Source organism: Marinomonas algarum, assembly GCF_020532605.1.
Classification (GTDB): Bacteria; Pseudomonadota; Gammaproteobacteria; order Pseudomonadales; family Marinomonadaceae; genus Marinomonas; species Marinomonas algarum.
This window is the reverse complement of record NZ_JAJATW010000014.1, coordinates 1-14,983: the sequence shown is the minus strand read 5'-3', so window position 1 is coordinate 14,983 and position 14,983 is coordinate 1. Positions and strand designations below refer to the sequence as shown.

General features: G+C 44.2%; 16 protein-coding genes. 10 read left to right on the top strand and 6 right to left on the bottom strand.

The genetic code is table 11. From position 1 onward, the window contains the following. The first annotated feature begins 213 nt into the window (after positions 1-213). From dinB to LG368_RS10070, 7 genes are all read left to right on the top strand, one after another. A complete protein-coding gene (gene dinB / locus LG368_RS10100; RefSeq protein ID WP_226754607.1) occupies positions 214-1,272 on the top strand; it encodes a DNA polymerase IV in 1,059 nt (352 codons plus the stop codon). A gap of 127 nt (positions 1,273-1,399) precedes the next feature. Further along, complete coding sequence (locus LG368_RS10095) at positions 1,400-2,068, top strand: alpha/beta hydrolase (protein ID WP_226754606.1); 669 nt, start codon at positions 1,400-1,402, stop codon at positions 2,066-2,068. Between the two features lie 39 nt (positions 2,069-2,107). After that, positions 2,108-2,563, top strand: coding sequence for a DUF2489 domain-containing protein (locus LG368_RS10090; protein WP_226754605.1), 456 nt, complete (start codon positions 2,108-2,110; stop codon positions 2,561-2,563). A 105-nt stretch (positions 2,564-2,668) separates the two neighbouring features. Next, positions 2,669-2,938, top strand: coding sequence for a hypothetical protein (locus tag LG368_RS10085; protein ID WP_226754604.1), 270 nt, complete (start codon positions 2,669-2,671; stop codon positions 2,936-2,938). 56 nt (positions 2,939-2,994) lie between these two features. Beyond that, positions 2,995-3,828, top strand: coding sequence for a mechanosensitive ion channel family protein (locus tag LG368_RS10080; protein WP_226754603.1), 834 nt, complete (start codon positions 2,995-2,997; stop codon positions 3,826-3,828). Positions 3,829-3,954: 126 nt separating this feature from the next. Next, positions 3,955-4,464, top strand: a complete 510-nt coding sequence (greB, locus tag LG368_RS10075) for a transcription elongation factor GreB (protein ID WP_226754602.1) — start codon at positions 3,955-3,957, stop codon at positions 4,462-4,464. Then, on the top strand, positions 4,461-5,324 hold the full coding sequence (locus LG368_RS10070; RefSeq protein WP_226754601.1) for a DUF72 domain-containing protein: 864 nt from the start codon (positions 4,461-4,463) through the stop codon (positions 5,322-5,324). Before greB ends, LG368_RS10070 begins: the two co-directional genes overlap by 4 nt. 22 nt (positions 5,325-5,346) lie before the next feature. Here LG368_RS10070 and LG368_RS10065 read toward each other — a convergent pair whose 3' ends face one another. The 6 genes from LG368_RS10065 to LG368_RS10040 form a co-directional block, all read right to left on the bottom strand. After that, positions 5,347-6,339, bottom strand: a complete 993-nt coding sequence (locus LG368_RS10065) for a C-terminal binding protein (RefSeq protein ID WP_226754600.1) — start codon at positions 6,337-6,339, stop codon at positions 5,347-5,349. A 53-nt stretch (positions 6,340-6,392) separates the two neighbouring features. Continuing rightward, a complete protein-coding gene (gene argE / locus LG368_RS10060; protein WP_226754599.1) occupies positions 6,393-7,562 on the bottom strand; it encodes an acetylornithine deacetylase in 1,170 nt (389 codons plus the stop codon). After that, positions 7,555-8,229 carry a DUF1028 domain-containing protein gene (locus LG368_RS10055; protein ID WP_226754598.1) on the bottom strand — a complete coding sequence of 225 codons (675 nt, stop codon included), beginning with the start codon at positions 8,227-8,229 and terminating at the stop codon, positions 7,555-7,557. The genes argE and LG368_RS10055 overlap by 8 nt, the downstream gene beginning before the upstream one ends. Before the next feature lie 8 nt (positions 8,230-8,237). Further along, positions 8,238-8,657, bottom strand: coding sequence for a RidA family protein (locus tag LG368_RS10050; protein ID WP_226754597.1), 420 nt, complete (start codon positions 8,655-8,657; stop codon positions 8,238-8,240). Between the two features lie 2 nt (positions 8,658-8,659). Then, positions 8,660-9,925: a flavin-containing monooxygenase gene (locus LG368_RS10045; protein ID WP_226754596.1), complete on the bottom strand. Its 1,266-nt coding sequence runs from the start codon at positions 9,923-9,925 to the stop codon at positions 8,660-8,662. Between the two features lie 171 nt (positions 9,926-10,096). After that, positions 10,097-11,023 carry a LysR substrate-binding domain-containing protein gene (locus LG368_RS10040; protein WP_226754595.1) on the bottom strand — a complete coding sequence of 309 codons (927 nt, stop codon included), beginning with the start codon at positions 11,021-11,023 and terminating at the stop codon, positions 10,097-10,099. Positions 11,024-11,420: 397 nt separating this feature from the next. On the opposite strand from LG368_RS10040, the gene LG368_RS10035 reads away from it, so the two are divergent. From LG368_RS10035 to LG368_RS10025, 3 genes are read left to right on the top strand one after another with little or no spacing between them, the layout of a single operon-like run. Then, positions 11,421-12,920: an amino acid ABC transporter permease/ATP-binding protein gene (locus tag LG368_RS10035; RefSeq protein WP_226754594.1), complete on the top strand. Its 1,500-nt coding sequence runs from the start codon at positions 11,421-11,423 to the stop codon at positions 12,918-12,920. 25 nt (positions 12,921-12,945) lie between these two features. Continuing rightward, positions 12,946-13,818, top strand: a complete 873-nt coding sequence (locus LG368_RS10030) for a phytanoyl-CoA dioxygenase family protein (protein WP_226754593.1) — start codon at positions 12,946-12,948, stop codon at positions 13,816-13,818. A 50-nt stretch (positions 13,819-13,868) separates the two neighbouring features. Continuing rightward, entirely contained in the window at positions 13,869-14,708 is an 840-nt protein-coding gene (locus LG368_RS10025; protein ID WP_226754592.1) for an ABC transporter substrate-binding protein, read from the top strand. The last annotated feature ends 275 nt before the right edge of the window (positions 14,709-14,983 follow it).

The following is a 14,983-nucleotide window of genomic DNA, read 5'->3' as shown; positions in this document are numbered from 1 at the left end:
AGCGCCTTTTATCGTGGATAATATCATTGTGCCATGGCTTTTTGTCATGTTTTGATCTTGTGTGTTTAATGTGATGTCTTAATGTACAAAATGTAAACTATTTGACGCCTAGACGTCCATGATTGGCGATATAAAAAAGGCTTTTTCTTATTCTTCGGTGTGTATTTTTCAATAGAGTGTTGCTGATGTGTTTGTTACGGTTTTATAACGCGTATGTTGAGTCATAGAAAAATCATTCATATTGATGCAGATTGCTTTTACGCGTCGATAGAAATGCGTGATAACTCAGACCTCCGTACAATTCCTATCGCGATCGGTGGCTCATCAACCAATAGGGGCGTGCTGGCGACGGCGAATTATTGCGCTCGTGAGTTTGGCGTACGTTCGGCTATGCCAACTGCGACAGCAAAAAGGTTATGTCCCGATTTATTGGTCATTCCAGGTAATATGGCGAAATACCGTTTGGCGTCCGAACAGATGCAGGCCATTTTTCGTGATTTTACGGAATGGATTGAGCCTTTGTCTTTGGATGAGGCGTACCTAGACGTTACAAACTCAAGCCACTTTCAAGGCAGTGCAACGCGTATTGCGAAAGAAATTCGTCTTCGTATACAGCAAGAGGTTGGTATTACGGTGTCGGCCGGTGTGGCGACCAATAAGTTCTTGGCAAAAGTGGCCAGCGATTGGGATAAACCTGATGGTTTAACGGTGATTCCACCAGAAAAACAGGCGGAGTTTGTATTGGATGTGCCGGTGAAGTGTATTTCAGGGATAGGCCAGGTGGCACAAGAAAAGCTAGCTAAGCTGCATGTTTTTACCTGTAGAGATCTACAGTCAGTTGATTTCCATGTTTTGCAAAAACAATTCGGGAGTATGGCTTTTCGGTTGTCTCAGTTTGCATTGGGGATAGATGATCGTCCTGTTAGTGTGTCTAGAGAGCGTAAAAGTGTATCGGTTGAGCATACCTACCCCCAAGATCTACCGAACTTAACGGCTTGCCATTCGGTATTACCCCTGTTGTTGGTCGAGTTGAAAAAGCGCATGGCGGGCAAATCGTACGAAGCTCAATTGAGTAAGTACTATTTAAAGGTAAAATTTAACGATTTTAAGCAGACAACGGTTGAGAGGCCGATTAAGAGCAAACTATCCGACGATGTGTTTGGCGAATTATTAAGAGAGGCTTTTATGAGAGGGGACCGTCCTGTCCGACTGATTGGAGTGGGTTTTCGCCTTACCCCTGTGTCTACTCAGCAAATTCCATTGCCCTTTTAGCGCTTGTTTTTCGAATCATAACCTGCCTGCTGTTTGTCTTTTTTTATATTGGCCCATATGTCGAGCAAGTAATGCCAATGTGCTAGGCTAATAACTATTTTTAGATTTTATATATTGGAGAGCAAAAATGACTGATTTACTCCCTTTTGTGTCCGTTGAGACCAGCGATCAGCCTGATGCCGCGGTAATATGGTTACATGGTTTGGGATCGGACGGACACGATTTCGAATCTTTGGTGCCCGCTTTGTCTTTGTCACCGAACGCTGCGATTCGTTTTGTTTTTCCTCATGCGCCACGCCGCCCAGTAACAGTGAATGGGGGAATGGCGATGCGGGCTTGGTATGATATTTATGAAATGACTTTAGATCGTAAAGTGGACATGGCGAATATTGATGAATCTTGTCAGCAGATCGAACAGCTTATTCAAGTGCAACTCGATCAAGGGATTCCAGCAAATCGTATCGTGCTGGCAGGTTTTTCTCAGGGGGGCGTGATTGCTTACCAGGTCGCGTTAAGAACGCAGCATATTTTGGCCGGTGTGATGGCCTTGTCGACTTACCTTGTTGCGGGTGAACAGATACCTTCTGCGAAAGATTGTGTTAACGGTCATACCCCTTTTTTGATCCACCATGGCACACAAGATCCTGTGGTGATGCCAACGTTAGCGGTGAAGGCAAAGGATATGTTGAGCGAAAAAGGCTTTTTAGTGGAGTACAAGACGTACCCTATTCCTCATTCTGTTTGCCCTGAGCAGGTGGACGATATTTCTCAATGGTTGAACACCGTGTTGGCATAATGTTTTTGTCATTTTTATTGGTTATAAATGGGATGTGATATGTCTACTACAGCAATTTTAATACTTTTATTGAGTTCTGTTGCCGTGATGGCTGTGTCGGTGTGGTTTATTGTGCGCCAGTTGAAGCAAAATAAAGTGCGAGAAGAACGTATTAAAGCCGGTGAGGCGCGTTTTCATGAAGAGCGTCAAAAGAGGATCGACAGTATTCAAGTCTTGTTAAAAGTCGTTGGAACGGATGAGTTAGGATGGATTGAGGCCAGCATTCGTATCAAACACTTATTAGATCAATTGAGTGTGGATTTGTCTGACCATGAAGACATTTCAGCATTCTACATTTTAACTGAGAAAACGTTGCACATCCCGACCCATGAACAGTGGAGCGAGTTGCCAAAACCGGCGCGAATTAAATTTCGTCTCGAAATGGATCGGTATGAGACGGAACATGTCGAGCACCTAAAGCGCGCGCAATCTGCATTGCTTGCGCATCGTTTTTAATCGCTTGTGTTGGCACTGTTTGTTTCTGTTACCGTCTGCTTTGTGTTGTTACTGTCGTTGATGGTATTTTTTATTCGCCACCAATCAAAAGTGCCTTACTATAGAATGACACAAGATCAGTGTGTGTCGCTATTAGAGAGAGCCACTGAAGAGATTTTGCCAGAATATGAATGGCATGCCTTTATCGGCATGAGTATTCGGGGTAATCCTGCCCTAGAAACGTTAAGAATGCAGTGCATTGCAATTGACGAGGAAGGCATTAAAGGAACGCATAAGGTTAAGGGGCAGGCCTGCTTGTTGTTTAATCAACAAGGAAGAGTGCAACTAAGCGTACTGCTTGATGAATGGCAGCATAAAACAGACTATTTGATCTGATGAGTTTTTAACCACAAACATTTTTAACCACTAACTAAGCATAAGGCTTGAATATTATGAATGAAGAAATAACAGCGTTGTTCGACCAGGGGGTAGAATGGCTTCCTGTACTTGTGGACAGCGCTATCAATCTAGGCATTGGCTTGGTAGTGTTTTTTATCGGCAAATACATTGCAGGTAAAGTTGCTCAGTGGTGTGAAAAACGGTTATTAAAAGCTTCTGTGGACAAAGCGGTTGCAGGCTTTGCGTCTAGTATCCTATATGCCTTGATGTTCGCGGGTATTGCACTAATGGCTTTAGGGCAAATTGGTGTTGAGACCACTTCTTTTATTGCTATTTTGGGTGCAGCGGGTTTGGCTGTTGGTCTTGCGTTACAAGGCTCATTGTCAAATTTCGCATCAGGCGTGTTGATCATTTTATTACGCCCGTTCCGTTCAGGTGATTTCATTGATGCTGGCGGTCAAATGGGCACGGTGAATCGTATCGAGTTATTTCATACTTACTTGAAAACACCGGACAATCGAGTGATTATCGTACCAAATTCGTCAGTCATGGACGGGTCTATCGTAAACTTTTCTCGTGAGTCGACGCGCCGTTTAGATCTTGTTATTGGTATCAGTTACGACGCTGATATTCGTCTGGCGAAAAAACTGATGGAAGACATTGTGAACGCGGATGAGCGTATTCTGAAAGACCCAAAATGTTTGATTGCGGTGTCTGAATTGGCAGACAGTTCGGTGAATTTCTTCTTACGTCCTTGGGTCGCGTCTGCTGATTACTGGACAGTACGAGCCGATTTGCTAGAAAAAATCAAATACACCTTTGATGAGCAAGGTGTGGGTATTCCTTACCCACAAATGGATGTGCACGTTCATAAGCAAGAGTCTTAAGGGCGAGTGTTGATCGCGTGTTTCTAGTCAAAAGCTTTTTATAATAGCTTTTGAAAGTGAATGCCGCCGGAGGTGAATCTGGCGGCATTTTTGTTTCACTGTCGTTAATTTAAAAAGTGATGTGTTATGAGTCGATATCGTCCTCCGTCTCCACCCAAATCTGCCTATATCACCGAGGAAGGAGCGCAGCGTCTGTTGGCAGAGTTAAAATATCTCTGGAAAGAAAAACGTCCCGCTGTCACTGAGACCGTTCGCGAGGCCGCCGCGCAAGGCGATCGCTCTGAAAATGCAGAATATCAATATGGTAAGCGCCAATTGCGGGAAATTGATCGCCGTGTTCGTTATCTTGAAAAGCGTCTAGAGGCTTGTACCGTGGTGGACCGCTTTCCAAGTGACCAGTCCCGCGTATTCTTTGGTGCTTGGGTGACGCTAGAAGACGAAGAGGGTGATACCAAGGAATACCGTATAGTTGGGCCGGATGAGTTAGATCATCATGCAAGCTATATTAGTATTGATTCACCCGTCGCGCGGGCTTTGCTAAAAAAGCAAGAAGGGGAAGACGTTGTGATTCGCCGTGCGGAGGGTGAGAAGGTGTATTACATTGAGGCGGTGGTTTATCGAAATGTGGCGGTATGACCATTCGCTATGGTATGGCGCAATGGCAGCATCCTGCTTGGGTAAATTGGTTGTATCCGAGTTCGCTTTCCTCTTCTCAGCGTATTGGTCGATATTCTGAATTTTTCTCCAGTGTTGAAGTCGGCAGTACCTTTTATACTCAAGTCGAGTCAGCACAATTACGACGTTGGTTTGACGTGGTTACGGATGATTTTCAGTTTTGCTTCAAAGCACCGCAGACGGTCACTCATCGATTACTTGATCGATCTTGGAGAGACATTGAACAAGACTGGCTGGTTTTTATGGCGTCACTCGAGCCACTCTCCAGTAAGCTCGGTCCGACCATGCTGCAATTCCCTGCTCAGTTGGATGAGAAGAGCCTAGATTTTGTGTTTGCGCTTTGTGATCGATGGTGCTTACCGACATCCTTATCGGTTGAAGTTCGCCACCTCTCTTATTTTGACAAAGCCGAGGTGGAAAAAACACTGCTAACGGGGTTGGCAGGGAAGGGCGTTAATCGAGTCATCATGGATTCACGCCCTGTTTTTTCTACAGAGGCTTATTGTGACAGTTTGGTTGATGCTCAGGCTAAAAAGCCCCGCGTACCTTGTCACCCTGTTGCAACCGCGCAACATCCTGTTGTCCGCTTTATTGGCCATCCCGATTTGCCACGCAATGACTCTTGGTTAGATCAATGGGCGGAAAAATTAGCACAGTGGTTGGATCAGGGATTATCACCGTTCGTTTTTGTACATTCATCGGATAACATAGCGGCGCCTACCTTGGCGCGCTCACTGGATCAAAAAGTACAACAACATCGACCTGGTTATCAGCCTGAACTGATCTTACCGAACAGCCAAGAGCAAGTGAGTTTGTGGTAATGAGCGACCACTTATTACGGCGTTAAAGGGGAGGGTTAACCGTATGTGTCGGAATCGTATTTTTTGATAAACACATGACGATTTGCTCAAGGCAAATTCTTTTTGCGGTCAATATCGACTCTTCTGATAAGTAACCGATATGAGGGGTTACAATGACATTGTTCATATTGACCAGTTCACTGCTGTAGTTCACTTCGTCTGTTAATACGTCCAGACCTGCAGCAGATATTTTCCCTGTTTTGAGGCAATCGATTAAGGCGTTTTCTTCTATTAGCTCTCCACGAGCCGTGTTTAACAGTATCGCCCCTTCCTTCATTTTGGCAAAGGTGTCAGCATTCATCATATGTCTGCTGGACTCAGTCAGTGGTGTATGCAAAGACACGATGTCCGATACAGACAATAATTCATCCAATGAATGGCAGGGTGTGATACCCATTGAACGTATCTCGGCGTGCTCTTTTGTTTTGCTAAAGCAAACAACGTTGACTCCAAAGCCTTTTAGCATAGGAATAAGCGCTTGAGGAATAGCTCCTAAGGAAACCAGTCCACATGTTTTGCCTTGTAATTGAGTCATGGGTTTTTCTGGTTTGCTGTGCCAGTCTTGATTAGTCACTTGCTGGTTATAAAATCGAATATGACGACTCAAATTCAACAGCAGTGCCATAGCATGGCTTGCTACTTCATAGGCACAAAAGTTGGGTGTGTTGGTGACATAGATGGATTTTTTCCTGGCAGCCATCACGTCTATTTCGTTATAGCCAACACTTTGCAAAGCGATAATCTTTAAATTTGGTAAACGGCTGAGTGTGGCTTCATCTACTTCTGTATACTCCAAGGTGAGCGAATGAGCGGTTTCAACATCAGCAACGAGATCCTGCCCCGTGGTTTGTATTAGCTCTAAATCGGTTATGCCCCATTGTGCTAAAAGCTCATGCTCGTAGTTGAGATCGCCAGGCATGTTGTAATACATAACTTTCTTTTTCGATGACATTTTTAAGCCTTTCTTGTACAGCATGGGTAAGATAACCCCTTATATTTTAAGGGGTTATTGCATTGATTGAGTGCTATTTAGCCTTTTTTACTCATCCAGTCACACAATTCATGTAGCATCGCGGAGCAAGCATTCAGTTGCTCTATGGCAACAAATTCATCAGGTTTGTGACCTTGCTCCATGCTTCCCGGCCCACATACTAATGTGGCCACGCCAGCTTCATCGAAGAGGCCGCCTTCGGTGCCAAATGCCACTGTCTCAAACTCTGTGCTGTTGCTCCATGATGATAACCACTGTGCAAATTCAGATTGAGGGTCTGTTAGTAGAGGCGGGTAGGCCGCGAGGGACTCAAATTGGATGTTGGATTTGTCATGAACAGATTGCATAGCAGGCTCTAAGGTACTTGCTGCATAATGCTGTAATTCATTAAAGGTATGAGTCACGTTTGTCTCAGGTAAGTAGCGCATTTCAATATCAAACGAGCAATGTTCTGGGACAATATTTAACGCTGCTCCACCTTTAATAAGGCCGGTTTGTAAGGTGCTGTAAGGCGGATCAAAACGGTTGTCTAGGTGTTGCTTCAATGGCTCAGATAATTCAGTGAGCTTGTGAATCAACTTGGCCGCGTATTCGATAGCATTGACGCCTTCCGGCGCATAAGCGGAATGGCAAGCATGACCTTGTACATTACAGCGCATAGCGACCTTGCCTTTATGACCATACACAGGCTTCATGCTCGTTGGCTCACCAATAATGCACATGGCGGGCTTTTCGGCGGAAGCGCGAATATGATCGATTAAACTACGAACTCCCAAGCATCCAACTTCTTCATCGTATGAAAAAGCGAGATACAATGGCATACGTAAGTCAGTGCTTAGAAATTGGGGTACGGCTTCTAATACGCAGGCAATAAATCCTTTCATGTCGGCGCTGCCACGCCCGTAACATTTTCCGTCTTGTTCGGTGAGTTCAAAAGGCGGATGAGTCCAAGCTTGGCCGTCCACCGGCACCACGTCAGTATGACCTGACAACATGACACCGCCGTCACCGTCTGGCCCAAGGCGTGCGTAAAGATTCGCCTTGGTGCGTTCGTCATTGAATACGAGGGTAGACTCCAGACCCAGCTGACCCAAGTAATCTTGAATCAACTCAATGAGTGCAAGGTTCGACTCACGACTGGTCGTGTCTAGCGACAACAGCTGACTGAGCAGTGAACGAAGTGGTGTGGAAAGTGTCGTGTTACTCATTGCCAGGCACACCGTAGCTAGGGGCTTCACGTGGATCAAGAGCGCGAGTCACGTAAGCTTGCATTTGTGGTTCGTAATCTTTCCACAGACTTGATAACTGTGCGATTGGGTCTTCTTCTGCCCAATCTACTCTTAAGTCAACCAGAGGCCAAGTATAATCGTCGACGACTTTGACCGCCGCAGAGTGAACAGGACCCGCTTCCCCGCCATGATCAATACCAGCGGCCAAAGCAGTAATTAAACGACTCGTGAGCTCGCCTGTTGACGCTTCGAAGGCATCGACCATAGCGTCGATTACATCGGTCTTGGCCAGCATGTTACCCGCTGCAACACAATGGGCTGATTGCACCATGTTGTGAATGCCTAATGTTTCTGTACCACTGAAACAAGCGCTTTCCCCTTGAGGGTTTATCACAGTGACCTGGCGATACGCGCTGAACTTATCATTAGACAACGCAGTTTTAAGGGCTTTATCAGGCGTCAATCCTTGCTCAAGGTTTTCGAGGACTTTTTGGCCTAAGGCCGGCAGCGTAATATTTTGGCTGGATACAGCGCCGACGCCCGCCATAAGCCATGGGCAGCGTGCGCCCACAGCAATGCTCGATGAGCTAATAGCGATACCCAGTTGGCCCGTTTCTGGGCAATACGCCGCAATAGAAATAGTCATAACGTCTCCTAGTCTTTTTCGTCTGGAATAACGGCGATCACGTCGATTTCGACCAGCCATTCTGGTTGTGCCAATCCTGATACAACCAAGCCTGTAGAGATAGGAAAAACACCTTTTAGCCAACGCCCCGCTTCTAGGTAAACCGCTTCACGAAAACGTGGATCCGTAATGTAGGTTGTGGTTTTCACAATGTGAGACATATCACTGCCCGCTTCTTCAAGCAGTTGTTTGATGTTCTTCATTGCTTGTTCAGTTTGTGCTCTTGGATCACCAAGACCGACCAGTTCACCATCAAAGTTGGTGCCGATTTGACCGCGGACATACACTGTATTACCCGCTACAACCGCTTGGCATAGGTCATTATCGAGAGACTGATTTGGGTAGGTCTCTTTGGTGTTAAACATTCTGATACGAGTATGTGTTGGCATGATTACGCTTCCTGTGTCGTTTCGTATTGTTGGTATTGGCGTTGAATGTTGATTTGGTCAGCGATGTATTTTGCATCGTGCCACACCCCCCAAATAAACGACGATCCGCGACGAGATAACCAAGGCAGGCCTAAGAAATAGATACCTTGTTCGCTAGAGACACCGCGATGATGCTTGGGTTGGTTGTTTTCATCGAAGGCATCGACTTTTAACCAGCTGTAGTCCGTAGCGTAGCCTGTTGCCCAAATGATGGTGTTGATGCCTGCTTCTTTCAAATCCAACGTAAAAGTAGGGTGCGTCATGCAATCTGGATCTGGTAGTAGGTTGTGGGCTTCTGGCTCTTCAGGTAAATCCAATCCATTAGCAAGAATATAGTCATCAGCGCGTGATAAGAGGGATAAGTAGTTCTCATCACCAGCGCGAATATTGTCTGCTAAGTCATTAGAGAAGGTCACAGTATGACCCTCAAACGATGCAGTACGACCTACTAGGTTTAGTCCTTGTGCTGCCAATTCGCGGAAATCAATGGTTTTACCGCCATGTGCACCACTAACGGCAATCGTAACATGCTCTTTACCCGGCTCTGTCGCAGCAGCATCCCATAGGCCTAATACACCCAACCACCATACGAAGTCGCGGCCGCGGTAGCTACGAGGTGGACGATCGTGTGGCCCTACGGAAAGGTAAACGTCTCTGCCTGCACGTTGTAGTTCATCAGCAATTTGTACCCCAGAAGAGCCAGCGCCAACGACCATGATACCGCCTTCTGGCAGTGATTCAGGGTTGCGGTAAGCGGCTGAGTGAATCTGATGAAGATCTTCTACCGTTGGTACAATAGCCGGAATGATCGGTGTTTGGAAGGGGCCCGTTGCTGACACGAGGTGTTGTATTTTGTAGACACCTTCTGATGTAGTGACAGTAAACCCACTTGTTTGATCGTTTTTGACCACACTGAGTACTTCAACGCCTGTTTTGACGGGAAGATTGAAATGGTTGACATACTCATTAAAGTAATCAGCGACCTTGTCTTTGGGGACAAAACTGTCTTGATCCGCATCTGGGAAAAGCATACCGGGAAAACGGTCATGCCACGCTGGGCCATTTGCGACCAGTGAGTCCCAACGACCGCTGCGCCATGCTTCGGCTACGCGGTTCTTTTCTAGAATAAGATGTGGGATTTCCAGCTTACTTAAGTGTTCGCTCATGGCGATACCGGCTTGTCCAGCGCCAACGATGAGCGTATCGATTTCAATTATATTTGCTGTCATGTAAGTACACCTTTTTATACTAGGTTCATGCCGAACGTAAAATGTTCATTAAAAGATGATTTAAGAATATGGCAGCAAATAGTCACAGTAAATTATTATAAATATACGAACTAAATAGGAAAAATATTTTATAAGGTTGTTTTCCACTGTTTTTTATTGTTTCCCATTATATTAATTTTTAGAGGTATTTTTAGAGATGTCTAAATCATATTCTCGGCAAAAGTCCATAAATAAACGTGCTGGTAGAGTGGGTTCATTGTTTTTTAAATAAGCCATAATTAAGGCCGAGTCTTCCATATCGTCTTCTATTTCAACATAGGCAATTTCTTTTCCATCATAAGTGATATGTGTGCTGGGTCGTGTGACTAATAAAGAAAATCCTTGGCCTTGACCCACCATACATCTCACCATTTCAATAGAGGGAGAAGTATAGGCAACCGTCGGACGCAGGCCTTTTTCTGTAAATAAACTCAAAAAGTAATTTCGGCTTGGAATAACATCCAGCAGTATCATGGGCTCTCTGCTTAACGCCACTAAACTGACGGTGCCTTTTTGTGCCAGTGGGTGATCAACCGGTAATAAAGCATAAGGCTTGTGAGGCGCGTTAAGGGCTTCCTTACGAATGGAGTTGCCGAGCTCTAAATCGTATAAAAAGGCTAGGTCAAACTGGCCCCGATGCAATCCCACCATAATCTCATGCTGCTGCCCATCATGGAGCTCTATCTCTATATCTGGGTAGATCTTTTTAAAGCCTGCGATAAGCTTTGGAATGTATAAGGGGGCAACCGATTCAAAGCTGCCAATGGAAATCTTGCCGCTGGCTTGCTCGCCGTCACCTAGGGTGTTTTGTTCAAATTCATGAGACAAGCGCAGTAACTCTCTCGCTTTATCATAGAACCGTCGGCCATCAGGTGTCAGGGAAACGCCTTGGGCGTGGTGACGAATTAATAGCTGCTGACCAAAGGTGTATTCCAAATTTTTAATGGCAATAGAAATAGAAGGTTGCGCGATGTGCAGTTTCCTTGATGCTTCGGCGATGCTTTGTGTTTCCACAACAGTAGAAAAATAATGCAGTTGTTTGAGTGTGAAGTTTTTCATGTTCGTCCTATCTAAAAAATATTGTCAGTTTCCTATTTCACCTATTTTTTAACTAAGCAAAGTGTGTGCCATAGACTATTTTCTTTTCGTTACCTTTTTAGAGTGACCTATTATGGTGAACGCCATTCGATTTTTTTAATAGAAATATCATGGTAAAGGAGAGTTATGCATCATTTTGGGTAGGGCTGACCTTTTTTGGGGCGAAATGTTGTTAATAATTCAAACTAGATAGTTTTTTTAAAACTAGAAGAAAAGAAAATAATAATTGCCTCTGATCTATATCTCGACACATAGTAATTGCAGAATTTACGAACAAAAGCGTTTTAATATTCAACTTTTTTATTTTATATTTTAGTTTTCGTTAAGGTGGCAGTATATGGTGTTTGATTGGAGTTACATGGCAAGTTTATTCAGCCTATCTGACTTTTGGGTAGCGAGCTGGATGGTTGTTAAACTCAGTGTAGCAAGTTGGATAATTGGCATCATTTTCGGTTTTATTTTAGCAATAGGAAAACAATCTAAATTTGTATTATTTCGTGGAGCATCTAGCTTCTATATTTGGTTGTTTCGAAGTATGCCATTATTGGTATTGCTTATTTTTGTTTATAACTTGCCTGTGGTATTGCCAGGATCCGGAGCGTTTTTGGCTGACCCATTCTGGGCCGGCTTAATTGCCATGGTGATGTGTGAAAGTGCTTATATTGCTGAAATTCATCGTGGTGGATTATTGTCTATACATAAAGGTCAAGGCGAGGCCGCTCAAGCATTAGGTATTCGTTTCGTTGGCGCTCAGTGGCTCATTGTTATTCCTCAAGCAATACGTGTTGCTCTGCCTGCACTCTCTAATGAGTTTGTTGCTATTGTTAAGCTGACTTCTCTGGTTTCAGTTATTTCTTTGACGGAGATCTTGATGGTGGGGCAGCGTCTTTATACACAGAACTTTTTGGTGTTAGAGACCATGGCTGCCGTTGCCGTGTATTACGTCGCCATTGTAACCATATTTGATTTTATCCTTAAGCGGTTGGAAAACTATCTTGATGTCACTAAAGGTAGCAAAACTCGTCAACCTTCTGACGAGTTCATTGCCGAAGTCAATGCTGCGCCAGCATTACCTGTCACCCCAGCCGTTGAAATTGATGGGCCTGCTTTACAGGCAACGAAATTACACAAGGCTTATAACAATGTAGAAGTGCTCGGAGCCGTAGATCTGAGTGTGCATTCCGGTGAAGTTATCTCTGTTATTGGGCCATCCGGCTCAGGAAAAACAACATTAATTCGATTATTAAATGGTCTTGAAGAGTTGAATGAAGGTGAAATCAAAATCAATGGTCAGCCATTTTTGAAATTACTGAAACATAGCAACAGCAAGTCACAAATAGTGGAACACGTCGAGCATAGAACTAAGATCGGAATGGTGTTTCAAAGCTTTAACCTCTTCCCTCATTTAACAGTGCTTGAAAACTTATTGCTGGCACCTCGCTACCACAAGATGGGAACGAAAGCTGAATTAGAAATGCAAGCTTATCAACTACTGAACAAAGTCGGCATGTTAGATCATGTATGGAAATACCCGCATCAATTATCGGGTGGGCAACAGCAACGAGTTGCGATTGCACGAGCACTCATGATGCGTCCTCAGATTATGTTGTTTGATGAGCCAACATCGGCTCTAGACCCTGAAAAAGTTAACGAAGTACTGCAAGTGATTGAAGACCTCGCTCGTGAAGGCATCACCATGGTGATTGTTACTCATGAAATGAACTTCGCTTTCAAGGTGTCCGATCGAATTGTATTTATGGAAAAAGGGCGGGTGGTTTGCGATGACACGCCTCAAGAGTTACGAGAGGGTAAAAACACCCGTGTTGAGACCTTCTTAAAAGACGTTACTTTGCACTAATGACAAGATAAGAATGGAGAGCAAAATGATTGAGCAATGGCAAATAGATAAATATCACGAACAAGGTTTTTTAGTGATTGAAAATGTACTCACAGCAGAGGAAATTTCAGCATTACAGAACGAATTTGATGGCTGGGTAGAAGAAAGTCGTCAGCATCAAGCGCCTTGGGGTGAGACATTAGATGGTCGAGCCCGCTTTGATATAGAAGGCGATCACAGTGCAGATCATCCTTCGTTGCGCCGAATTACATCACCTACTGAGATCTCTGAAATTTATAAAGAGACAGCATTGAAATCAAGAGTGGCGCAGATTGCAGGTCAACTGATCGGTCATCATGGTGCGCGTTTACATCATAGTAAGGTGAACTCTAAATTGCCTCATACGGCGACCCAAGTGAAATGGCATCAAGATTTCCCATTTACGCCACATACTAACGATGACCTTGTTACCGCGTTGTTAATGGTTGGGGAAGTGACACTAGAAAACGGACCACTTCAAGTGGTTCCTGGCAGTCATAAAGGGGAGCTCTTCTCCCATTGGCAAGACAATCGCTTTACAGGCACTGTCACAGAAGAAGTGCAGCAAGCGCTGTGTCAAAATCCTGTTTCTTGTTACGGCCCAGCCGGTTCTGTGTGCTTTATGCATTCTCGTTTACTGCATGCTTCTAGTCCTAATGAAACTGAGCTGCCACGCACTATTTTTATCAACGTCTATGCCGCAGAAGATGCTGTGCCACTAGGCGAAAACCCATTGCCTAGTGTGCATACCGGGGAAATTGTGTGGGGTAAAGAGAGTGGCGAAACACGCATCACCCCAAATACATTGCGTTTGCCGACAAAACCCAAAGGCGCTTCCTTCTTTGTACAGCAAGACGGCACCGATGCCGCCATGATGTAAATACAGGCAATTCAATTAAAAAATGACTCAATAAACTGAAGAGAGTAAAAATGTTTAATTATACAAAGAAATTAATGACTCGTACTCTGGCTGTTGGTGTTGTGGGTGCGGTGTTTTCCCTAAGCTCTATGAGCGTCATGGCATTTAAAGAGCCTGGTAAAATTATCGTCGGGTCTGACGTTACGTTTTTTCCATATGAATATATGGAAAACAACAAACCGGCGGGCTTTGATATTGAGTTTTTAGCTGGCTTAAGCAAAGTGATGGGTAGAAAGGCAGAGATCATTGATACTCGCTGGGCTAACTTGATTCCAGGCCTACGTGGGAATCGTTTTGATATCCTAGCCTCTGCGATGTACATCACCGCTGACCGATTGAAAGTGATTGATCTGGTTCCTTATTTGAAAACGGGTGATTCAATCTTAACCGTGAAAGGCAGCGGTTTTCAGCCAAAAACACCTGAAGAACTTTGTGGTCATAGTATTGGCTCCATGGCAGGTACGGGTTGGTTGCAGGAACTGCGAAAGGTATCGGTTGAGTATTGTGAAGCAAATGGTTTAGAGCCAATGCATATTCGTGAATTTCCAACGGACCCACAAGCAACCCAAGCTATGCTATCAGGCTCTGTAGAAGCGCAAATGACGGATGCTGCAGTGGCTAGTGGTGTGGTTGATAAACTTCGTGGTCGTGTCGTTATCTCATCAGACACCTTAATTTACCCAGTGTTAAATGGATTTGGTATTAAAAAAGGTAACGATGAGGTGAAAAATGCTTTAGTAAAAGGCATAGAGGAATATAGCAAAACACCAGAATATGATGCTTTGTTAAAAAAATATAATTTCCAAGCACCTACTGTTGAAGACATTAAAACGATAATGCCAAAAATCTAAATGACGAAAAATGCACATAGAAGTAATTCATGTGCATTTTTATTTGGGTGAATTTTTTAGGTTGAATTGGTGCTATCAGGAATAGTGCCAATGCCGCCATGATGTAAATACAGGAAACTTAATTCAAAAACGATTCAATAAACTAAAGAGTTGTCCCTGAATAACTCTCAACCTATTGAATTTATTGTGTTTTTATTAGATAGTTTATGTCTAAATCTTGCTGTAAATACAGTGTAAGGCCCAAAAAGTTGCAGAATCGGTGAGTTTTATGAAGC